The sequence below is a fragment of the Kitasatospora phosalacinea genome, from assembly GCF_000716545.1.
Taxonomy (GTDB): domain Bacteria; phylum Actinomycetota; class Actinomycetes; order Streptomycetales; family Streptomycetaceae; genus Kitasatospora; species Kitasatospora phosalacinea.
In genome coordinates this window covers 40,795-61,032 of the sequence record NZ_JNWZ01000029.1, presented here as the reverse complement: position 1 = coordinate 61,032, position 20,238 = coordinate 40,795, and the positions used below count along the sequence as shown (strand labels likewise).

The following is a 20,238-nucleotide window of genomic DNA, read 5'->3' as shown; positions in this document are numbered from 1 at the left end:
GGTCCGCCCCGGGAGGAGACCCTCCCGGGGCGGACCACGTTGTGGTGGACGCTGCTACAGGCCGCTCTGTTCGTCGCGGCGCCGCTGCCAGCGCTGTTCCATTCGATCCACGACACCGGACTTCCGGCGTGGCGCTGCCGCCTGCCGTGGGCCGTGTCCGGCCGGGCCGCGGCGCCACGCGGTGACCGCGAGGACGGCACAGCCGAGCATCACCAGGAACCCGATCACGCTGACCCAGATGACCTGTGCGACCAGGCCGCCCATGAGCAGCGCGATGCCCGCCACGAACCCCGCCACGGCCAGGTAGACCCGCCGACGCGTGTAGGTGTGCAGGCCGGTTCCCTCGAGCGCTGACGCGAACTTGGGATCTTCGGCGTACAGCGCTCGCTCCATCTGCTCGAGCAGTCGCTGCTCGTGCTCCGAGAGCGGCACGGAGTCCTCCTACTCGTCGGTCGCGGGGCGACCGGTCCGCCACCCCTGGCTCGGGCCTGTGTGGTCCATATGCCCCACCGGTCTGGCCGTCATGCTTACCGGCTTTACCCAGATCATACGGTCCACGGCCGTGGTTCGGCGTGGTCAATCAGACGTGGTGCGGGCCACCGCACCGGCGGCCCGCACCCCTGCAACGAGCGAGGGCCCCGCTTGGTGCCCCCGGGGAAGGTCAAATCGCCTCGGCGAGCAGGTGCAGCTGGGTGGCGACGGCGTGGAAGGCGGGCTGCTCGGCGGCGGCGAGCTCGAGCTTGAGCAGAGCGTCCAGCGCACCGGGCTCGGTGTCGACCAGGACGCCGGGGACGAGGTCGGCGAAGACCCGGATGCCGTGCACGGAGGTGACCCGCAGCCCGGCGTCGGCGGCCAGCGCGTCCAGCTGCTCGCCGGTGAAGCGGCGGGGCATCGGGTCTCCGGCGCCCCAGCGGCCGTCGGCGGCGTCCAGCGCGGTGCGGGCCTCGGCGAACTGGCCGGCCACCGCGCGGGCCAGCACCGCGCCGTTGCGGTTGGCGGCGAGCAGGCTGACCAGGCCGCCCGCGGCGAGGGTGCGGACCAGGTTGCCGAGCGCCTCGGCGGGGTCGTCGACGACCTCCAGGACGCCGTGGCAGAGCACCGCGTCGACCGACCCGGCCGGGACGAGGTCGGGCAGCGTCTGGGCGTCCCCCTGGACGGCCCGGACCAACTCGGTGACGCCGGCCTCGGCGGCCCGGCGCTCCAGGGCGAACAGCGCGTCGGGGCTGGGGTCGACCACGGTGACCCGGTGGCCCAGCCTGGCCACGGGCACGGCGAAGTTGCCGGTGCCGCCGCCGGTGTCGACGACCTCCAGGACCGGCCGTCCGAGCTCGGCGGAGCGCCGCTCCAGCGCCTCCCGCAGCACCTCCCACACCACGGCGGTACGCAGCGCACTGCGGGGACGAGTCGGATACAAGGCGGCACCCCTCTTGGCAGGTCTATCCACGGCCGGACGCCCCCACCTTATCCGCCGGAATCGGCCGGACGGGGGCGCGGCGCAGCGCCGGACAGCGGGCGCCCGGCGTCAGGGGTGCAGGGCCAGGATCCGCTCCACTATGCGCAGGTACAGGGCGGTGTTGCGGATCAGGTCGTCCGCGTCCCGTTCGCCGGCGGCGCCGGCGATGCCGGCCTCGGCGGCGGCCCGGCGGCGCGCCCCGGCCGCGAAGTAGGCGGCCCACTCGGCGAGTTCGGGGGCGACCTCGGGCAGCAGCTCCCAGGCCGGACGGATCGCCTGGCGGCGGCGCGGGTTGCGCACCGGGCGGCCGCGGACGGCGAGCACGGCGGCGGTGGCGCGCAGTGCGGCGAGGTGCGCGGTGGCGTAGCGCTCCAGCGGGTCCTGCCGGCCGCGGGCGTGCACCAGGGTGCGGTGCGCGTGCCGGAGCAGTTCGAGCGCGGCCGGCGGGGCGGAGCCGCGGCGCAGCACCGGGTGGACGTCACTGCCGCGGGAGACGGGCAGGGTGGGCTGGTCGACGGCGGGTGACTGGACGGCAGGGCGGGCGACAGGCTCAGGACGACTGATGGTCATGGGTCTCCCCCGTTCACTCCGGACCTTGCCCGGACCGGTCGGCCCGCGCATGCATCCATCGTGAACGGGGGGTCTGACAACCCGGGGTCCCCCGACCCCGTTCCAGTCGTCCCCCACGGCCGGTCTCCCCCGGATTCCCCCCCAGGGGAGGGGGCCGGGCTCCGCCGCCCCGTGTCGGCGGTGCCCGGCCCCCTCGCTCCGGCCGTCGGTCGCGCTCCGGGCCGTGGTGTCGACCGTCGTTCCCCCTGAACCCGACGGTCGGGCCCCGAGCGCTCCGGGCGGCTCCGCCCGGCGGCGGCCTTCCCGGTGCCCCCTACTCTGCCGTCGCCCGGGGCCGCCGGGTATCCGTGCGGCTACTCAACCGGTGACCTGAGTACGGATACTCAGTCGCCCTCCCGCTCGCCCTCCCGCTCCCCCCTCCCGCCCTCCCGAGACCCGCGCCGGGCCCGGTACGGTGGCCGCGTCCCGCCCGAGGTCCGGGCGGACGCGTCGAAGGGGGGCGCCGTGGGGGCCGTTCCGCTGATCTTCACCAGCGGCTGGGCGAGCGGGATCAACGCGTACGCCGTGGTCCTGCTGCTCGGCCTGTTCGGGCGCTTCGGCGGGGCGGACTCGGTGCCGCCGGTGCTGGAGCGCGCGGACGTGCTGCTGGCCGCCGGGCTGCTGTTCCTGTGCGAGGCGGTGCTGGACAAGATCCCGTACGTGGACACCGCCTGGGACGCGGTGCACACCGTGATCCGCCCGGTCGCGGGCGCGACGGTGGGCGCGCTGATGGCCGCGCACGACCCGGGCTCGCTGGGCGAGGTCGCGGCGGGGGCGGTCGGCGGGACGACGGCGCTGCTCAGCCACTGCGTCAAGGCGGGCCTGCGGATGGCGGTCAACACCTCCCCCGAGCCGGCCTCGAACATCCTGCTGAGCCTGGCCGAGGACCTCTCGGTGGCCGGCCTGGTGACGCTGGCGATCTTCCACCCGTGGCTGGCCGCCTCGGCGGCGGCGGTGCTGCTGGCCCTCGGCGTGCTGGTGGTGTGGTTCGCGGTGACCCGGATCCGGCGCTTCTGGCTGCGCCGGAAGGAGCGCCGGGCGCTCCGGCGGGCCGGCGGAGCGGCGGCGGCCGGCTAGGCACTGTCCGGGCGGGCGGCGGACGGGCCGGAGGCGGGGCGCATAGGATCTTCTGCCATGGCTCGGATCATCGTCGTCGGCGCAGGCATGGGCGGTCTGGCGGCCGCCTCCCGGTTGGCCACCCTCGGGCACCGGGTGACGGTGCTGGAGGCGGCCGGGACGCACGGCGGGCAGGTGGGGGCTTACCGGCGGGAGGGGTTCGGGTTCGACACCGGGCCGGGGCTGCTCGCGCTGCCCGCCGTCTACCGGGACCTGGCGCTGAAGACCGGGCGGGAGCCGCTGGAACAGCTGGTCGGGCTGCGGCCGGTGGACCCGGAGAGCCGGCACCTGTTCCCGGACGGCACCGAACTGCTGCTGCCCAACGCCTCCCGGGACGGCACCGGCCGGGCGCTGGACGAGGCGTTCGGGGCGGGGGTCGGCGCGCGCTGGGGCGAGCTGGTCAACCGGGGCCGCACGGTGTGGGAGGCGACCCGCCGCCCGCTGCTGGAGGAGCCGCGCCCCGCCGTCGACCCGGCCGACCCGTACCCGGTGCCGCCGCGCCGCGGCCTGTCCCGGCTGCTGCCGCGCGGGCGGCACACCCTGGCGGACGTGGCCCGCGAACTGGGCGGCGGGCCGGGCCCGGCGGCGCTGCTCGGCGAGTACGCGCTGCGCCACGGCCTGGACCCGCTGAACGCGCCCGCCTCGGCCACCGTCCTGCCGTACATGGAGCAGACGTTCGGCGTCTGGTACGTCGACGGCGGGCTGCGGGCGCTCGCCGACGCGGTGTTCGAGCGGTGCGGGAAGCGCGGCGTGGAGTTCCGCTTCGACACCCCCGTGCGGGCCCTGGAGCGGGACGGCGAGCGGGTGGTGGGCGTCCGCACGGACGAGGGGGTGCTGACCGCCGACGCGGTGCTCTCGGCGGTGCCCGGCCTGGGCGTCGCCGCGCCCGCCGCGCCCGCGCCGGGCCGGTTCACCGTGCTGCTCGCGCTGGACGGCCCCCGCCCCGGGGGCACCGCGCACCGCACCGTGGTGCACGCGGCGGACGGGGCGGCCGAGGCCCGCGCGGTGTTCACCGGGCGCGCGCTGCCGGAGCGCCCCACCGTGCAGGTGCTGCGGCCCGACGACCCGTCGCTGGTGCCCGGCCCGGACGCGGAGGCCGCCGTGCTGACCGTCACCGTGCCCGCCGCGCTCGCCCTCACCGGGGCCGAACAGGACGCCTACGCCGACCGGCTGCTGGCCCACCTGGCCGGCGCCGGCCTCGACCTGCGCCCCCGGCTGCGCTGGCGGGAGACCCGGCTCACCGCCTCCGTCCCGCCCCCCTCGCTGGCCGGCGGGCACCTCGCGCAGGCCAACCGGCCCGGCCCGCCCGGCCTGTACCTGATCGGCGCGCACGCCCACCCCGGCGGCGGGCTGGCCCGGGTCGGGATGTCCGCCACGATCACCGCCGGGCTGCTCGGCCCGGCCTGACCGGTCGTCAGTACTGCTGCTGGTAGTACCAGTTCTGGTCCGGCTGCGGCTGCGGCTGTTGCGGGACGTACAGCTGCTGGTACTGCTGCTGGGTGTACGGGTCCTGGTAGACCGGCTGCCCGTACTGGTCGTAGCCGATCAGCTGCAACTGCGGCTGCGGTTGCGGCTGTTGCGGGACGTACGGCTGCTGGTAGCCGTAGTCCTGCTGCTGGTACTGCTGCTCCTGCTGGGCGTAGCCGTACTGGGGCTGCTGCGGGACCTGGTAGGCGCCCGGGTCCTCGGCGTAGACGCCCGCGTCGAGCTGCTGGAACTCCTCGTACCCGGCGGGGCGCCCGTCGTACGGGTCGGGGGCCTCGTACGGCTCGTCCTCGACCGGGCCGACCTCCCCGACCGGGACGACCGGCTCCGCGACGACGACGGCGGCGGCCGTCCCGCCGGTGGCCGCGGCCAGCAGCGGGACCTTCGCCAGCGGGCCGGGCAGCCGGCCGTCCGAACGGCGCAGCGACCAGCCCACCGGGCGGCCGCGCTTGACCGAGTTCGTCACCATCAGCTGGCCGAGCGCGAAGCCGGCCGCGCCCGCCACTATCACCGGCACCGAGGAGGCGCGCATCCCGGCGACCACGCCCAGGAAGCCCAGCAGCGCGAGCGCCCGCCAGTGCAGCGGGGCCCGGTTCTGCAGCAGCAGTTCGGCGGTCAGCCAGAGCGCGACCAGGGCCAACGCGCCATAGAGGAGCAGGTATCCGATGCCCATCCCCGCAACCTCCAGACGCCACCATCACCGCGCGGTTGCGGGCGACTGTACAGCCTCCGGGCGCACACCACCGCATCCCGGACCGCACCGCCCGACCGTCCCGGATCAGCGGGTGTGCAGGCCCAGGTTCTGGTAGATCTCCAGCGTCGCGGTGGAGTGGTTCAGCGTGATGAAGTGCAGGCCCGGAGCGCCCTCTGCGAGGAGCCGCTCGGCCATGGCGGTGGCGTGCTCCAGGCCCACCGCGCGGAGGGCGGCCGGGTCGTCGGCGACGGCCTCCAGGTTGCGCTGGAAGTCCTCCGGGAAGGGGGAGCCGGACAGCTGCGGGAAGCGCACCAGCTGGCGGACGTTGGTGACCGGCATGATCTCCGGGATGATCGGGGTGTCGCAGCCGGCCGCGGCGACCCGGTCGCGCAGCCGCAGGTAGTCCTCGACCTCGAAGAACATCTGGGTGATCGCGTAGTCGGCGCCGGCCCGGCACTTGGCGACGAAGTGCCGGATGTCCTCGTCCCAGTTCTCCGAGCGCGGGTGCATCTGCGGGAACGCCGCGACGCCGACGCAGAAGTCGCCGATCCCCTTGATGAGTTCGACCAGCTCGGCGGCGTAGGTGACGCCCGCGGGGTGGCGGACCCACTCGCCCAGCGGGTCGCCGGGCGGGTCGCCGCGCACCGCGAGCACGTTGCGCACGTTCTGGTCGGCGTACTGGCCGATGATGTTGCGCAGTTCGGCCACCGAGTGGTCGACGGCGGTGAGGTGGGCGACGGGGGTGAGCGTGGTCTCGGTGGCGATCCGGCCGACCAGGTCGACGGTGCGGCCGCGCGAGGAGCCGCCCGCGCCGTACGTCATGCAGACGAAGTTCGGCTCCAGGCACTCCACCCGGCGGATCGCGTCCCAGAGCTTGCGCTCGGCCTCCTCGTTGCGCGGCGGCATGAACTCGAAGGAGAAGGAGCGGTCGCCGGCCGCCAGCAGGTCGCGCACGGTCTGCGCGCGGTCGTTTCTGGTGCTGGGAATCCCGAGTGCCATGCAGGCAGGTTATCCGTCGGCGGCTCGGGCCGGACACACGACGTCCACCTCCTGAGACACCACCCGGCATTTTCGGCCGACCGGCCGCGGGGCGCCGGAGCCCGGTGGAACGGGCCACCCCGCTCAGAGCGTTAATCTGACTGTCAGCCCCATCGATCCGGAGTCTCAGGTGCCCTCCTCCATCCGCCTTCCCCGCAACCCCGTCGACGCGGAGGACGTGCGCGACCGCGTGAACCGCACCCTCGGCGCGTTCATGGTCGAGCGGGCGGCCCTGCTCTCCGGGATCTCCGACCGGCTCGGGCCGGTCGCCGACGCGCTGCGCGACTTCCTGCTGGACGGCGGCAAGCGGCTGCGCCCGGCGTTCTGCTACTGGGGGTGGCGGGCGGCCGGCGGCGCCGCGGACGAGCCCGGGATCGAGCGGGCGGCGGCCGCGCTGGAGCTGCTGCAGGCCAGCGCCCTGGTGCACGACGACCTGATGGACCGCAGCGACACCCGCCGCGGCCTGCCCGCCGTCCACCGCCGCTTCGAGAACCTGCACCGGGCGGGCGGCTGGCGCGGCGACCGCGAGCAGTACGGGGCGTCCGCGGCGGTGCTGATCGGCGACCTGCTGCTGATCTGGTGCGACGAGCTGTTCCAGCGCTCGGGCCTGCCGACGTCCGCCGTGTCGGCCGCCAAGCCCGCGTTCGACCTGATGCGCACCGAGGTCATGATCGGCCAGTACCTGGACGTGCTGGAGCCGGTCGCGGGCGACTCCGCCGACGGCGGGGCGATCGACCGGGCCCGGACCGTCCTGCACTACAAGTCCGCGAAGTACACCATCGAGCGGCCGCTCCAGGTCGGCGCGCTGCTGGCCGGCGCCGACCCCGGCCTGGTCGACGCGCTCGGGGGCTTCGGCCTGCCGCTGGGCGAGGCCTTCCAGCTCCGCGACGACCTGCTGGGCGTCTTCGGCGACCCCGCGGTCACCGGCAAGCCGGCCGGCGACGACCTGCGCGAGGGCAAGCGCACCCTGCTGGTCGCGCACGCCATGCGCGGCCTGGGCCCGGCCGACGCCGCCCACCTGGACGCCCGGCTCGGCGCGCCCGGCCTGGACGCCGACGAGATCGCCGCCCTGCGCGACCTGATCACCCTGAGCGGCGCCCCGGACCTGGTCGAGGCCCGGATCGACGCGCTGCTCGCCGAGGCGCTGGACGCCCTGGACGCGGCCCCGATCGCCGGCGGCCCGACCCGCGAGGTGCTCCGGGCGCTGGCCGACGCCGCGACGGTCCGCAAGTACTGACGGGGGCCTCACGCCGCCGGGCGGCGCCACCAGCGGCGCGCGGCCAGCGCGGCCAGCGCCGCCCCGCCCGCGTTCAGCAGCACGTCGTCGACCGAGGAGACCCGGTCCAGCCGCAACCCGTACTGGGCGGCCTCCACCAGCACCGAGCAGGCCGCGCCGAGCGCCAGCACCCGCCACACCGAGGCGAGCGCGGCGAACCGCACCGGGGCGAGGAAGCCGAGCGCGGCGAACACCAGCAGGTTGCCGACGATCTGGGCCGCCGCGGTGGCGGGCGGGCCGGCGGCGACGATCTCCGCGATGTCGTGCAGCGGCACCGGGGACACCCGGCGGCGCGGACCGCCCGGGTCGACGCCCGGCAGCAGGATCATCCGCACCCACGGCACCGTCCCGTACACCATGCCGACCTCGGCCAGCGCCGAGCGCCGCGCCCACCCGGGCTCGGCCCCGGCGGCGCGGCGGCGCCGGGCCAGTACCCGCACCGTCAGCGCGGCGGCCGGCAGGGTGGCCACGGTCAGGAACACGATGCCGTTGGCCGTGCCCGTCCAGCCGTGCCACCCGGCGTGGTGCAGCGGCCGCTGGGCGAGGAAGGCGACGGCGACCGCGCCGAGCAGCGCGGGGACGAGCAGCGCGGTCCGGCGGGCGCGCCGGGCGGCGGGCGCGGTGTGGTCCATGCCTGCACGGAGTGCGGTCCGCCCCCGCGCGGTTCCCGGCGGGGGCGCGGGTCTCAGCGCAGGCGGGCGGCGAGGGCGGCGGCGGCCGCGCCCGGGTCCTCGGCGGCGGTGAGGGCGCGGACCACGACGACGCGGGTGGCACCGGCGTCCAGGACCTGCTGGAGGTTGTCCTGATCGATGCCCCCGATGGCGAACCAGGGGCGTTCGGGCCGCCGCGCGGCGGCGTGGCGGACCAGGTCGAGGCCGGGGGCGTGGCGGCCGGGCTTGGTGGGGGTGGGCCAGACCGGGCCGGTGCAGAAGTAGTCGACGCCGGGTTCGGTGAGGGCGGTGTCGACCTCGTCCTCGGCGTGGCAGGAGCGGCCGATCAGCACGTCCTCGCCGAGGATGCGGCGGGCGACGGCCACCGGCAGGTCGTCCTGGCCGAGGTGCAGCACGTCGGGCCGGGCGCCGTACGCGACGTCGGCGCGGTCGTTGACGGCCAGCAGCTTGCCGTGCCGGCGGGCCGCGTCGGCGAAGACCTCCAGGTGCTCCAGCTCCTGCTTGGCCTCCAGGGCCTTGTCGCGGAGCTGGACGATGTCGACGCCGCCCGCCAGCACCGCGTCCAGGAACTCGGGCAGGTCGCCCTGTTCGCGGCGGGCGTCGGTGCAGAGGTAGAGCCGGGCGTCGGCCAGCCGCCGCCGGGTGGTGGGGGCGGCCGTCACAGGGCCATGGCCTGGGCGCGGCGCTTGACCTCGGTGCCGCGGTTCTCGCGGAGGGCCTGGATCGGGCTGCCGGGCAGGGAGTCGTCCTCGGTGAACATCCACTCGAGGATCTCCTGGTCGGAGAAGCCGCAGTCGCGCAGCACGGTGAGGGTGCCGACCAGGTGCTTGACCGGGCCGTCGTCCTCGATGAAGTCGGCGGGGACCTGCAGGGACTTGTTGGGGCCGCGGCGGACGGCCAGCAGGGTGCGGTTGCGCACCATGTCACGGACCTCGGTGATCACCACGCCCCACCGCTCCGAGATGTCGGGCAGGTACAGCCAGGCGGGGACCAGGGCGTCAATCTTGGGATCAATCTCGCTCACGGTCCCAGCCTAGGCGCTACCGGGCCGCGGCCTTCAACTGGACGGCCGGATCGGCGGCGCGCGCCGGGTCGAGCACCGCGCCGCGTTCGATCAGGCGGCGGCCCTGGGCCAGGTCGCGCGGCCGGTCGACGGCGAGCAGCGCGACCGGGGCCCCGTCGCGCAGCCACAGCACCGTCCAGCCGGGGTCGGACGGGGAGCCGCGCCACAGCAGGTGGTCGGCCCCGGCGTGCCGCCCGGCGTACTGGACGGTGCGGCCGAACTGCTCGGACCAGAAGTACGGGACGGGGTCGTAGGGGGCGTCGAGGGTGCCGAGCAGGGAGGCGGCCGCGGCGGCGCCGGAGTGCAGGGCGTGGTCCCAGTGCTGGACGGCGAGCCGGGTGCCGGAGCGGGCGGAGGGGTAGGAGGCGCAGTCGCCGGCCGCGAGGACGCCGGGCAGGGCGGTGCGCAGCCGGTCGTCGACCGGGACGGTGCCGTCGGGGTCGAGCGCGAGCGGGCCGCCGGCCAGCCAGTCGGTGGCGGGGCGGGCGCCGATGCCGACCACGACCTCGTCGGCGGGCAGGCGGGTGCCGTCGGTGAGCAGCACCCCGCCGTCGGCGGCGCCGACGACGGCGGTGCCGCAGCGCAGGTCGACGCCGGCGGCGGCGTACCAGTCGGCCATCAGGGCGCCGAGTTCGGCGGGCAGCGCGCCGGCCAGCGGGGTGGCGGCGGCCTCCACCACCGTGACCTCGCAGCCGAGCCCGCGGGCGACGGTGGCGGTCTCGGCGCCGATCCAGCCGGCGCCGACCAGCACGATCCGGCGGCCGGGGGTGAGCGCGGCGCGCAGCGCGTGGGCGTCGTCGACGGTGCGCAGGGTGCGGGCGCCGGGCAGGTGGGGCAGGGTGCGCGGGGCGGCGCCGGTGGCGATCACCAGGGCGTCGTAGCGGAGCTCGCCGCGGTCGGTGCGCAGGACGCCGTCGGCGAGGCCGGTGGCGCGTCGGCCGGTGAGCAGGTCGACGCCGAGGTCGTGCCAGTCGATCTCGAAGGCGGTGGCGTCGGCCTTGCCGAGCAGGACGTCCTTGGAGAGCGGGGGGCGGTCGTAGGGGAGGTGCAGCTCCTCGCCGACCAGGGCGAGCGGCCCCCGCCAGCCCCCCTGCCGCAGGCCCAGGGCGGCCTGGGCGCCCGCCATGCCCGCTCCGACCACGACGACCCGGTCCGTTGCCCTCAGCTCAGCCACGCCGTCCACCCTACCCACCGCCGGACGGCCGCCCCGGGGCCGTGCCTTCGGGTGGGCGGCGGCCCGGCGTTATGGTGGGGGTGACTTCACTTCACACGGGAGCCCGGCGCACCGGGCTGAGAGGCGGGCTGCGGCGGCCCGCGACCGTCCGAACCTGATCCGGGTCATGCCGGCGAAGGGAGATTCAGCCGCTGTGGCACATTCCGACGCGCCCGACGTGCTGGTGGTCGGCGGGGGCATCATCGGGCTGGGCGTCGCCTGGCGCTCGGCGCAGCGCGGCCTGGCGGTCGCGCTGGTCGACCCCCGGCCGGGCGGGGGCGCGGCGCGGGTCGCCGCGGGCATGCTCGCCCCGGTGACGGAACTCCAGTACGGCGAGGAGCCGTTGCTGCGCCTGGGGATGGCGTCGAACGAGCGGTACGCCGCGTTCGCCGCCGAGCTGACCGAGCTGACCGGGCTGGACACCGGCTACCGGGCCACCGGCACGCTGGCCGTCGCGCTGGACTCCGACGACCGCGCGGAGCTGCGCGAACTGCACGCCTTCCACGGCCGGTTGGGCCTGGCGTCCGAGTGGCTGACCGGCCGCGAGTGCCGCCGGCTGGAGCCGATGCTGGCTCCCGGGGTGCGCGGCGGCCTGCACGTCGCCGAGGACCACCAGGTGGACGGCCGCCGCCTGGCCGCCGCGCTGGTCGCCGCCTGCGAGCGCGCGGGCGTGGTGTTCCACCGGGCGGAGGCCGCCGAGCTGCTGGTGGAGGGCGGCCGGGCGGCGGGCGTGCGGCTGTCGACCGGCGAGCGGGTGACGGCGGGGCGCACCGTGCTGGCCGCCGGTTCGCGCAGCCACCTGCTGCCGGGCCTGCCGACCGGGGTGCTGCCGGCCGTCCGCCCGGTCAAGGGCCAGGTGCTGCGGCTGCGGATGCCCACCGCGCACGGCCCGTTCCTGTCCCGCAACGTGCGGGCGGTGGTGCGCGGGCAGCACCTGTACCTGGTGCCGCGGGCCGACGGCGAGCTGGTGGTCGGCGCGACCACCGAGGAGCTGGGCCACGACACCACCGTCACCGCGGGCGGCGTCTACGAGCTGCTCCGGGACGCGCACGAACTCGTGCCCGGCATCACCGAGTTGCCGCTGGTGGAGACCGGGGCGGGGCTGCGCCCGGGCTCGCCGGACAACGCGCCGCTGCTCGGCCCGACCGCGCTGGACGGCCTGGCCGCCGCCACCGGGCACTACCGCAACGGGGTGCTGCTCACCCCGGTCACCGCCGACCTGCTCGCCGACTACCTGGCCACCGGCGAACTCCCGCCGCTGGCCGCCGACTTCACCCCCGCCCGCTTCACCCCGAAGGCCGCCGCATGAACACCATCGCCCTGACCGTCAACGGCGAGCCGCGCACCCTGCCCGCCGCCACCACGCTGGACGTGGTGGTCGCCGAGGTGTCGGCCGCCAACACCGGTGTCGCCGCCGCCGTCAACGAGGCCGTGGTGCCCCGGGGTTCGTGGTCCGCCACGGCGCTCGGCGAGGGCGACCGGGTCGAGATCCTCACCGCCGTCCAGGGAGGCTGAACCATGGCTGACGACGCACTCGTCATCGGCGGCACCGTCCTCGGCTCCCGCCTGATCATGGGCACCGGCGGCGCGCCCAGCCTGGAGGTGCTGGAGCAGGCGCTCCAGGTCTCCGGCACCGAGCTGACCACGGTGGCGATGCGCCGGGTCGACACCGCCACCCAGGGCTCCGTCCTGGAGGTGCTGGAGCGCAACGGCATCCGGGTGCTGCCCAACACGGCGGGCTGCTACACGGCGGGCGAGGCGGTGCTGACCGCCCGGCTGGCCCGCGAGGCGCTCGGCACCGACTGGGTGAAGCTGGAGGTGATCGCCGACGAGCGGACGCTGCTGCCCGACCCGATCGAACTGCTGGACGCCGCCGAGACGCTGGTCGACGACGGCTTCACCGTGCTGCCGTACACCAACGACGACCCGGTGCTGGCCCGCAAGCTGGAGGATGTCGGCTGCGCGGCGATCATGCCGCTGGGCTCGCCGATCGGCTCCGGCCTGGGCATCCGCAACCCGCACAACTTCCAGCTGATCGTGGAGGCGGCGGGCGTCCCGGTGGTGCTGGACGCGGGCGCGGGCACCGCGAGCGACGTCGCGCTGGCGATGGAACTCGGCTGCTCCGCCGTGATGCTGGCCTCCGCGGTGACCCGCGCCCAGGACCCGGTGCTGATGGCGGAGGCGATGCGCAGGGCCGTCGAGGCCGGGCGGCTCGCCCACCGGGCCGGCCGGATCCCGCGCCGCTACTACGCCGAGGCCTCCTCCCCCACCGCCGGCCTGGCCGACACCCGCGAGCGCCCGGCGTTCTGAGCCGGCGGGGGCGAACCGGCCGCCGCCGGGTGGCGTCCCAGGTGGCGGGGCGGGTCGCCGACCCGCCCCGGTGCCCGGCCCGCCCGGGGCGGCACCCCCTCGGCACTAGACTCATCGGGTGGACATGACCCTCGACGATCCCCTGTACGGCGTGCTGCTCGACGGCCGCTACCGGGTCGAACAGCGGATCGCGGTCGGCGGCATGTCGACCGTCTACCGGGGCACCGACACCCGGCTGGACCGCACCGTGGCGCTGAAGGTGATGCACCCCTCGCTGGCGGGGGACGCCGACTTCACGGCGCGCTTCATCCGGGAGGCCAAGGCGGTGGCCCGGCTCGCCCACCCGAACGTGGTGAACGTGCTGGACCAGGGCGCCGACCCGCGGGCCGTGTTCATGGCGATGGAGTACGTGCCGGGCGGCAACCTGCGCGAGGTGCTGCGCGACCGGGGGGCGCTGTCGGTGCGGGCCGCGCTGGACGTGCTGGAGCCGGTGCTGGCGGCGCTCGGCGCGGCGCACCGGGCGGGTCTGGTGCACCGGGACGTCAAGCCGGAGAACGTGCTGATCACCGACAACGGCATGGTGAAGGTCGCCGACTTCGGCCTGGTCCGGGTGCTGGCGGGCACCGACTCGGCGGCCACCTCGGCCACCGAGACCGGCCAGCTGCTGGGCACCGTCTCGTACCTGGCGCCGGAGCAGATCCGCCAGGAGCCCACCGACCAGCGGGTGGACGTCTACGCGGCGGGCATCCTGCTGTACGAGATGCTGACCGGCGTCAAGCCGCACACCGGGGAGCACGCCGCCCAGGTGATGTACCGGCACCTGCACGAGGACGTCCCGGCGCCGTCGCTGACCGCCCCCGCGGTGGGCCCGGAGCTGGACGCGATAGTGGCGGCGGCGACCGCCCGGGACCCGCAGGACCGGCCGTGGGACGCGGTGGAGCTGCTGGCCTCGGTGCAGCGGGCCCGCCGCTCGCTGCCCGTCGAGCAGTTGGACGCGGAGCCGCCCGCCTCGACCCGGCCCGCCCCGCGCTACAGCCCGGGCGAGGCCACCGCGGTGATCGAGAAGGTCCCGGCGCTGGACCGCACCAGCGTGCTGGAGGTCCCGCCGGAGCTGCTGCCGCCGGTGCGCCCGGCGGTGGACGACGACCCGCCGCGCGGCCGGCCGCGCCCCGCCCGCCGCTTCGGCTTCGGGCGGCGGCCGCTGATCTGGTCGGCGGTGCTGGCGGCGGTGCTGCTGCTGGTCGGCGGAGTGACGTACGCGCTGTCCAACGCGGTGTACGCGACGGTGCCGAGCGTGCTGGGGCAGAACCGGGAGCAGGCGGCGGCGGCGCTGGACAGGGACGGCCTGCACGGCTCGTTCAGCGAGCAGTTCAGCGAGTCGGCGCCGGAGGGCTCGGTGATCTCCACCGACCCGGGCGTGGGCACCCGGGTCCGCAAGAGCGACGCGGTGAAGGTGGTGCTCTCGCGCGGTCCGGAGCGGGTGCAGGTGCCGGACGTCAAGGGCCGTCCGCTGGCGGACGCCGCCAAGGCGCTGGGCGACGCCCGGCTGACGGCGGGCACCAGCCGCGAGGAGTACAGCGACACCGTGCCGAAGGGTTCGGTGATCTCCACCGAGCCGGCGGCGGGCAGCCGGCAGTCGCCGGGTTCGCCGGTGGCGCTGACCGTCTCCAAGGGCATGCACGCGGTGCCGGACGTCGAGGGGATGAGCAAGGAGGACGCCACGAAGGCCCTGCAGGACGCCGGGTTCGTGCCGGAGATCGCCGGCCTGATCCCGATCGGCAAGGTCACCGGCCAGTCCCCGGCGGCGGACACCCCGGCCAGGCAGGGCAGCACCGTGACGATCACCATCAGCCTGTTCTGACGCCCGGGCCCGGGGTTCAGCGCAGCGGGCCGTCCCCGGGCCCCTCCTGGTAGGAGTAGCGCTGCTCGCGCCACGGGTCGGCGAGGTTGTGGTAGCCGCGCTCCTCCCAGAAGCCGCGCCGGTCGGCCCGCATGTACTCGACGGCGCGCACCCACTTGGGGCCCTTCCAGGCGTACAGGTGGGGCACCACCAGGCGGACCGGGAAGCCGTGTTCGAGGGTGAGGACGCGGCCGTCGTGGTGGGTGGCGAGGACGGTGGACGGGTCGGCGAAGTCGGCCAGCCGCAGGTTGGCGCTGTAGCCGTACTCGGCCCAGACCATCACGTGGGTGACCGACGGGTCGGGCGGGACGAGGTCGAGGACCGTCCGGGCGGCGACGCCGGTCCACTCGTTGTCGAGCATCGAGAACTTGGTGACGCAGTGGAAGTCGCCCCGGACGGTGGTCTTGGGCAGGGCGTGGAAGCCGGTGAAGTCCCAGCCGGCCTTCTCCGCGTCGGCGGTGGCCCCGAACACCTGGAAGTCCCAGCTCTGCGGCTTGAACCGGGGCACCGGCCCGTAGTGGAGGACCGGCCAGCCGCGCTGCGGCCGCTGCCCCGGGGGGAGCCTCGGGTCAGTCTCCGGCCGCTGTTCCGCTTCGTGCTGACCCATGTCCTCCATGGTGACAGACGGCGGGCGCCGAACCGTACGCGCCCCTGCCGCGCGCCCCCGGGGAAATCCACCGCGGCGGAGGGGGGAAACGCGGGGGGAATGCGTGCGGGCGTTCGGGTGAGATACCCCCGAACGGCGCAATGCTTTCCGCGTCGCCGCAGGTCACAGCGGTGTCGGCGGGCCGGAAAAGCCGATCTCCGGGGCGGCTGTAAGCGTGAACTTACTGGAACCGCACCCGTTCAGCTGCCACGATTCGGGGCATCCGGGCACCGACCGGAATGCGCACAGGAAGGCAGGCCATGCAGGGCGACCCCGAGGTCATCGAGTTCCTCAACGAGCAGTTGACCGCCGAACTCACCGCCATCAACCAGTACTTCCTGCACGCGAAGATGCAGGAGAACTTCGGCTGGACCAAGCTCGCCAAGTACACCCGGCACGAGTCCTTCGACGAGATGAAGCACGCCGAGGTGCTGACCGACCGGATCCTCTTCCTGGACGGCCTGCCCAACTACCAGCGGCTGTTCCACGTCCGGATCGGGCAGACGGTCAAGGAGATGTTCGAGGCCGACCGGCAGGTCGAGGTCGAGGCGATCGACCGGCTGCGGCGCGGGATCGTGGTGATGCGGGCCAAGAACGACGTCACCTCGGCGAACATCTTCGAGGCCATCCTCGCCGACGAGGAACACCACATCGACTACCTGGACACCCAGCTGGAGCTGCTGGACAAGCTCGGCGAGGCGCTCTACATCGCGCAGCTGATCGAGCAGCCGGAGAGCTGAGCCGGGGAACCGCCCGGGCGGGCCAGCCGGCCTCCGGGTCAGGCGGCCTTCGGGGCGGCGGCGACGGCGGGAGCGGTGGCCGGATCGGCCAGGCCGAGCCGTTCGGCCAGCCGGGCGGTCGGGCAGGGGCGGGCGCCGTGCTCGCCGAGCAGCGCCTGGATGCGCCGCACGCAGGAACCGCAGTCGGTGCCGGCCTTGCAGCCCTGGGCTATCCGGCGGGGGGTGTTGGCCCCCTCGTCGATCTTCTGCTTGACCTGGGCCTCGGTGACCGCGTGGCACATGCACACGTACATGTGCGGCCCCTTCCGATCGGTTCGGTTTGCTGAGGCTTACCTTACCCGGTGCTCCGGGTACGAAAAAGGCCCCTCCGTCCGGAACCGCCCGGAAACGGAGGGGCCTTCGTCACATCCGCCCCGCAGGGCGCGGGGGCTTACTGGCCGCGGTACATCTCGGCGACCAGGAACGCCAGGTCCAGCGACTGGCTGCGGTTGAGCCGCGGGTCGCAGGCCGTCTCGTAGCGCTGGTGCAGGTCGTCGACCAGCACCTCGTCGCCGCCGCCGACGCACTCGGTGACGTCGTCGCCGGTCAGCTCCACGTGGATGCCGCCCGGGTGGGTGCCCAGCGCGCGGTGCACCTCGAAGAAGCCCCGGACCTCGTCCAGCACGTCGTCGAACTTGCGGGTCTTGTGGCCGCTGGACGCCTCGTAGGTGTTGCCGTGCATCGGGTCGGTGATCCACACCACCTGGGCGCCGGACGCGGTGACCTTCTCCACCAGGGTGGGCAGGTGCTCGCGGATCTTGCCCGCGCCCATCCGGGTGATGAAGGTGAGCCGGCCGGGCTCGCGCTCCGGGTCGAGGCGGTCGATCAGGGTCAGCGCGTCGTCCACCGTGGTGGTGGGGCCGAGCTTGACGCCGATCGGGTTGCGGATCTTCGACGCGAACTCGATGTGCGCGTGGTCCAGCTGCCGGGTGCGCTCGCCGATCCACACCATGTGGCCGGAAACGTCGTACAGCTCGCCGGTGCGCGAGTCGGTGCGGGTCAGCGCCGTCTCGTAGTCCAGGATCAGCGCCTCGTGCGAGGAGAAGAACTCGACCGTCTTGAACTCCTCCGGGGCCACCCCGCAGGCGTTCATGAAGGCCAGCGCCTGGTCGATCTCCCGGGCCAGCTGCTCGTAGCGCTGCCCCGCCGGGGAGTTGCGCACGAAGTCCTGGTTCCAGGCGTGCACCTGGCGCAGGTCGGCGTAACCACCGGTGGTGAAGGCGCGCACCAGGTTGAGCGTCGCGGCGGAGGCGTTGTACATCCGCTTGAGGCGCTCCGGGTCCGGGACGCGGGCCTCGGCGGTGAACTCGAAGCCGTTGACCGAGTCGCCGCGGTAGGTCGGCAGCGTCACGCCGTCGCGGGTCTCGGTGCTCTTCGAACGGGGCTTGGAGTACTGGCCGGCGATCCGGCCGACCTTCACCACCGGCACGGACGCCGCGTACGTGAGCACGGCCGCCATCTGCAGCAGGGTCTTCAGCTTGTTGCGGATCTGGTCGGCCGAGACGGCGTCGAACGCCTCGGCGCAGTCGCCGCCCTGGAGCAGGAACGCCTCACCACGCGCGACGGCCGCGAGCCGGGCGCGCAGCTGGTCGCACTCGCCGGCGAAGACGAGGGGCGGATAGGAGGCGAGCTCGGCAAGGGTCTTGCGCAGAGCCTCTTGGTCCGGCCATTCAGGCTGCTGCGCCGCGGGCAGGGACTGCCAGGAGTGGTTAGTCACGGTCACAGGGCAAGGCTACGGGGTGGCAGGGGCGACGTGGGGTGCCGCCCGCTGGGTGAGACGGGAAATGGACATCCCGTCGATCCCTCCCCGCGCCGCCCGCCGGTGGGCTATGGTCTGGTCCGTGACCGTGACGCACCCCTTCTCCTGGTGGTGGGCCAGCCCGTTGGGCGGCCCATTGATCGCGCGTCCCTAGCGACGAACGACGGCCGCCCTCCGGGGCGGCCGTCGACGCGTGTGTGCAGCGTCACGGCCTCCCGGAGGCGGCGGAACCCCCGCAGAGCAACCTCCCGGAAGGAACCCGCAGCCGTGACCACCACCGCCGCCCTGCTCGCCCGACTCGCCGCCCCAGGCGCCCCCGCCTTCGCCCTGCTGCACCGGCGCGCGCCCCGACTCGCCCCCGACACCGTCGAACTGCTGGTCGGCGAGGTCTCCGACCACCGGACGCTGGCCGACCTCCCGCTGCCCGCGGGCGTCCCGGCCGGCGGCCCGCGGCACGACCTGCTGGCCCTCGTCCCGTACGCGCAGATCCGCGAGCGCGGCTTCACGGCCCGCCAGGACGGCACCCCGCTGCGGGCGCTGTCCGTCGACGAGCAGTACGCGCTGCCGCTGGCCGAGGTGCTGGCCGCGCTGCCCGACGCCCCGGTGGAACTGCGCGGCGGGGAGTTCGACATCGACGACGAGGAGTACGCGGGCATCGTCCGCCGGGTGATCGAGGACGAGATCGGACGCGGCGAGGGCGCCAACTTCGTGATCCGGCGCGACTTCCGGGCCGAGCTGGCCGGGTACTCCACCGCCACCGCGCTGACCCTGTTCCGCCGGCTGCTGGAGCACGAGCGCGGCGCGTACTGGACCTTCCTGGTGCACACCGGCGACCGGGTGCTGGTCGGCGCCTCCCCCGAGGTCCACGTCCGGCAGTCCGGCGGCACCGTGGTGATGAACCCGATCTCCGGCACCTACCGCTACCCGGCCGGCGGCCCGACCGCCGACTCGCTGCTGGAGTTCCTGCGCGACCCCAAGGAGCTGGAGGAGCTCACCATGGTGGTCGACGAGGAGCTGAAGATGATGTGCGCGGTCGGCGACCTCGGCGGGCAGGTGCTCGGCCCGCGCCTGAAGGAGATGTCGCACCTCGCGCACACCGAGTACGAGCTGCGCGGCCGCACCTCGCTGGACGTCCGCGAGGTGCTGCGGGAGACCATGTTCGCCGCCACCGTCACCGGCAGCCCCGTGCAGAACGCCACCCGGGTGATCGACCGGTACGAGCGCGGCGGGCGCGGCTACTACTCCGGCGCGCTCGCCCTGATCGGCCGCTCGGCCAGCGGCGGCCAGCAGTTGGACTCGCCGATCTGCATCCGGGCCGCCGACATCGACCCCGCCGACGGCTCGCTGGTGGTCCGGGTCGGCGCCACCCTGGTGCGGCACTCCGACCCGTACTCCGAGGTCGCCGAGACGCACGCCAAGGCCGCCGGGGTGCTCTCCGCGATCGGCGCCCGCCCGGCCAGGACCGCCAAGGAGAGCGCCGCCCGGCCCCGGCTCGGCGAGGACCACCGGGTGCAGGCCGCCCTGGACTCCCGCCGGGCCGGCCTGGCCCCGTTCTGGCTGCGGATGCAGCAGCCCGCCGCGCCGCTGCCCGGCGCCGACACCCTGGTGGTGGACGGCGAGGACACCTTCACCGCGATGCTCGCCCACCTGCTGCGCTCGCTCGGCCACACCGTCACCGTGGTCCGCTACGACGCCCCCGGGCTGCGCGGACTGGCCGCCGCGCACCGCGGCCCGCTGGTGCTCGGCCCCGGCCCCGGCGACCCGGCCGACCCGGCCGACCCGAAGATGGCGCTGCTGCGCCCGGTCGTCGCCGACGCACTGGCCGCCGTCCGCTCCGGGGAGCGCACCGCGCCGCTGCTCGCGGTCTGCCTCAGCCACCAGCTGCTCTCCGCGCAACTCGGGCTGCCGCTGGCCCGCAAGGCGGTGCCCTACCAGGGCGCCCAGGAGGCGGTGGACCTGTTCGGCACCCGCCGCACCGTCGGCTTCTACAACACCTTCACCGCCCGCTGCGACGCGGCGGCGGCCGAGCGGCTGGCCGCCGAGGGGATCGAGGTCTCCCGGGACGCCCGCACCGGCGACGTGCACGCGCTGCGCGGGCCCGGCTTCGCCGGACTGCAGTTCCACCCCGAGTCGGTGCTCACCCGGGAGGGCGTGGAGATCGTCGCCGGGCTGATGGGCACCGCCGCGGCCGTGCGCGGCTGAAACCGGCCGCCCGCTCCCGCCGCC

21 protein-coding genes and 1 riboswitch are annotated in these 20,238 nt (G+C 75.1%); of the genes, 9 read left to right on the top strand and 12 right to left on the bottom strand.

From position 1 onward, the window contains the following. Positions 1-54: 54 nt before the first annotated feature. The 3 genes from OO48_RS16600 to OO48_RS16590 form a co-directional block, all read right to left on the bottom strand. Positions 55-432: a DUF3040 domain-containing protein gene (locus OO48_RS16600; protein ID WP_033216855.1), complete on the bottom strand. Its 378-nt coding sequence runs from the start codon at positions 430-432 to the stop codon at positions 55-57. 229 nt (positions 433-661) lie between these two features. Continuing rightward, positions 662-1,414: a methyltransferase domain-containing protein gene (locus OO48_RS16595; RefSeq protein ID WP_063830692.1), complete on the bottom strand. Its 753-nt coding sequence runs from the start codon at positions 1,412-1,414 to the stop codon at positions 662-664. A gap of 108 nt (positions 1,415-1,522) precedes the next feature. After that, positions 1,523-2,023: an SAV_6107 family HEPN domain-containing protein gene (locus OO48_RS16590; RefSeq protein WP_245194679.1), complete on the bottom strand. Its 501-nt coding sequence runs from the start codon at positions 2,021-2,023 to the stop codon at positions 1,523-1,525. Between the two features lie 504 nt (positions 2,024-2,527). Between OO48_RS16590 and OO48_RS16585 the strand changes: the two genes are divergently transcribed. Both OO48_RS16585 and OO48_RS16580 read left to right on the top strand, forming a co-directional pair. Next, a complete protein-coding gene (locus OO48_RS16585) occupies positions 2,528-3,139 on the top strand; it encodes a DUF4126 domain-containing protein (protein WP_033216851.1) in 612 nt (203 codons plus the stop codon). A gap of 57 nt (positions 3,140-3,196) precedes the next feature. Next, positions 3,197-4,585, top strand: a complete 1,389-nt coding sequence (locus tag OO48_RS16580) for a phytoene desaturase family protein (RefSeq protein WP_033216850.1) — start codon at positions 3,197-3,199, stop codon at positions 4,583-4,585. Between the two features lie 7 nt (positions 4,586-4,592). On the opposite strand, the gene OO48_RS35190 is transcribed toward OO48_RS16580, so the two are convergent. After that, positions 4,593-5,336: an ATP synthase subunit I gene (locus tag OO48_RS35190; RefSeq protein WP_051732209.1), complete on the bottom strand. Its 744-nt coding sequence runs from the start codon at positions 5,334-5,336 to the stop codon at positions 4,593-4,595. A gap of 105 nt (positions 5,337-5,441) precedes the next feature. Then, positions 5,442-6,356 (bottom strand): methylenetetrahydrofolate reductase [NAD(P)H], encoded by a 915-nt coding sequence (metF, locus tag OO48_RS16570; protein ID WP_033216848.1) that lies wholly within the window; start codon positions 6,354-6,356, stop codon positions 5,442-5,444. 169 nt (positions 6,357-6,525) lie between these two features. Here metF and OO48_RS16565 point away from each other — a divergent pair, with 169 nt between their 5' ends. Continuing rightward, positions 6,526-7,632, top strand: a complete 1,107-nt coding sequence (locus OO48_RS16565; RefSeq protein ID WP_081952172.1) for a polyprenyl synthetase family protein — start codon at positions 6,526-6,528, stop codon at positions 7,630-7,632. 8 nt (positions 7,633-7,640) lie between these two features. Here OO48_RS16565 and OO48_RS16560 read toward each other — a convergent pair whose 3' ends face one another. From OO48_RS16560 to OO48_RS16545, 4 genes are read right to left on the bottom strand one after another with little or no spacing between them, the layout of a single operon-like run. Next, a complete protein-coding gene (locus OO48_RS16560) occupies positions 7,641-8,303 on the bottom strand; it encodes a VanZ family protein (RefSeq protein WP_081952171.1) in 663 nt (220 codons plus the stop codon). Between the two features lie 53 nt (positions 8,304-8,356). Beyond that, a complete protein-coding gene (gene thiE, locus OO48_RS16555) occupies positions 8,357-9,004 on the bottom strand; it encodes a thiamine phosphate synthase (RefSeq protein ID WP_033216846.1) in 648 nt (215 codons plus the stop codon). Then, on the bottom strand, positions 9,001-9,366 hold the full coding sequence (locus OO48_RS16550; RefSeq protein ID WP_033216844.1) for an Rv2175c family DNA-binding protein: 366 nt from the start codon (positions 9,364-9,366) through the stop codon (positions 9,001-9,003). The genes thiE and OO48_RS16550 overlap by 4 nt, the downstream gene beginning before the upstream one ends. 16 nt (positions 9,367-9,382) lie before the next feature. After that, a complete protein-coding gene (locus OO48_RS16545; RefSeq protein ID WP_081952170.1) occupies positions 9,383-10,588 on the bottom strand; it encodes an NAD(P)/FAD-dependent oxidoreductase in 1,206 nt (401 codons plus the stop codon). Positions 10,589-10,664: 76 nt separating this feature from the next. After that, positions 10,665-10,777, top strand: a riboswitch (TPP riboswitch). Here OO48_RS16545 and thiO point away from each other — a divergent pair. The 4 genes from thiO (at position 10,773) to pknB (ending at position 14,789) form a co-directional block, all read left to right on the top strand. After that, positions 10,773-11,927 (top strand): glycine oxidase ThiO, encoded by a 1,155-nt coding sequence (gene thiO, locus OO48_RS16540; RefSeq protein WP_033216842.1) that lies wholly within the window; start codon positions 10,773-10,775, stop codon positions 11,925-11,927. It overlaps the preceding riboswitch by 5 nt. Further along, entirely contained in the window at positions 11,924-12,133 is a 210-nt protein-coding gene (gene thiS / locus OO48_RS16535; protein ID WP_033216840.1) for a sulfur carrier protein ThiS, read from the top strand. Before thiO ends, thiS begins: the two co-directional genes overlap by 4 nt. Positions 12,134-12,136: 3 nt before the next feature. Next, the gene (locus tag OO48_RS16530) at positions 12,137-12,928 is read left to right on the top strand and encodes a thiazole synthase (RefSeq protein ID WP_033216836.1); all 792 of its coding nucleotides are present in this window, start codon (positions 12,137-12,139) and stop codon (positions 12,926-12,928) included. Positions 12,929-13,052: 124 nt separating this feature from the next. Then, positions 13,053-14,789, top strand: coding sequence for a Stk1 family PASTA domain-containing Ser/Thr kinase (gene pknB, locus OO48_RS16525; RefSeq protein WP_051732207.1), 1,737 nt, complete (start codon positions 13,053-13,055; stop codon positions 14,787-14,789). A gap of 16 nt (positions 14,790-14,805) precedes the next feature. On the opposite strand, the gene OO48_RS16520 is transcribed toward pknB, so the two are convergent. Continuing rightward, complete coding sequence (locus tag OO48_RS16520) at positions 14,806-15,444, bottom strand: sulfite oxidase-like oxidoreductase (protein ID WP_033216834.1); 639 nt, start codon at positions 15,442-15,444, stop codon at positions 14,806-14,808. A 290-nt stretch (positions 15,445-15,734) separates the two neighbouring features. Here OO48_RS16520 and bfr point away from each other — a divergent pair, with 290 nt between their 5' ends. Further along, positions 15,735-16,214 carry a bacterioferritin gene (gene bfr / locus OO48_RS16515; RefSeq protein ID WP_033216829.1) on the top strand — a complete coding sequence of 160 codons (480 nt, stop codon included), beginning with the start codon at positions 15,735-15,737 and terminating at the stop codon, positions 16,212-16,214. Positions 16,215-16,252: 38 nt separating this feature from the next. Here the strand turns inward: bfr and OO48_RS16510 are convergent, their stop codons facing one another. Both OO48_RS16510 and OO48_RS16505 read right to left on the bottom strand, forming a co-directional pair. Next, positions 16,253-16,507: a (2Fe-2S)-binding protein gene (locus OO48_RS16510; RefSeq protein ID WP_033216827.1), complete on the bottom strand. Its 255-nt coding sequence runs from the start codon at positions 16,505-16,507 to the stop codon at positions 16,253-16,255. A 137-nt stretch (positions 16,508-16,644) separates the two neighbouring features. Further along, the gene (locus OO48_RS16505; RefSeq protein WP_033216826.1) at positions 16,645-17,976 is read right to left on the bottom strand and encodes a class II 3-deoxy-7-phosphoheptulonate synthase; all 1,332 of its coding nucleotides are present in this window, start codon (positions 17,974-17,976) and stop codon (positions 16,645-16,647) included. 303 nt (positions 17,977-18,279) lie between these two features. Between OO48_RS16505 and OO48_RS16500 the strand changes: the two genes are divergently transcribed. Continuing rightward, on the top strand, positions 18,280-20,214 hold the full coding sequence (locus tag OO48_RS16500; protein WP_033216824.1) for an anthranilate synthase family protein: 1,935 nt from the start codon (positions 18,280-18,282) through the stop codon (positions 20,212-20,214). The last annotated feature ends 24 nt before the right edge of the window (positions 20,215-20,238 follow it).

Excerpts from the sequence above, each read along its gene's own strand:
- OO48_RS16590 (WP_245194679.1), bottom strand. The coding sequence starts at position 2,023 with ATGACCATCAGTCGTCCTGAGCCTGTCGCCCGCCCTGCCGTCCAGTCA.
- OO48_RS16580 (WP_033216850.1), top strand. The coding sequence starts at position 3,197 with ATGGCTCGGATCATCGTCGTCGGCGCAGGCATGGGCGGTCTGGCGGCC.
- OO48_RS35190 (WP_051732209.1), bottom strand. The coding sequence starts at position 5,336 with ATGGGCATCGGATACCTGCTCCTCTATGGCGCGTTGGCCCTGGTCGCG.
- metF (WP_033216848.1), bottom strand. The coding sequence starts at position 6,356 with ATGGCACTCGGGATTCCCAGCACCAGAAACGACCGCGCGCAGACCGTG.
- OO48_RS16560 (WP_081952171.1), bottom strand. The coding sequence starts at position 8,303 with ATGGACCACACCGCGCCCGCCGCCCGGCGCGCCCGCCGGACCGCGCTG.
- thiS (WP_033216840.1), top strand. The coding sequence starts at position 11,924 with ATGAACACCATCGCCCTGACCGTCAACGGCGAGCCGCGCACCCTGCCC.
- OO48_RS16530 (WP_033216836.1), top strand. The coding sequence starts at position 12,137 with ATGGCTGACGACGCACTCGTCATCGGCGGCACCGTCCTCGGCTCCCGC.
- pknB (WP_051732207.1), top strand. The coding sequence starts at position 13,053 with ATGACCCTCGACGATCCCCTGTACGGCGTGCTGCTCGACGGCCGCTAC.
- OO48_RS16520 (WP_033216834.1), bottom strand. The coding sequence starts at position 15,444 with ATGGAGGACATGGGTCAGCACGAAGCGGAACAGCGGCCGGAGACTGAC.
- bfr (WP_033216829.1), top strand. The coding sequence starts at position 15,735 with ATGCAGGGCGACCCCGAGGTCATCGAGTTCCTCAACGAGCAGTTGACC.
- OO48_RS16510 (WP_033216827.1), bottom strand. The coding sequence starts at position 16,507 with ATGTACGTGTGCATGTGCCACGCGGTCACCGAGGCCCAGGTCAAGCAG.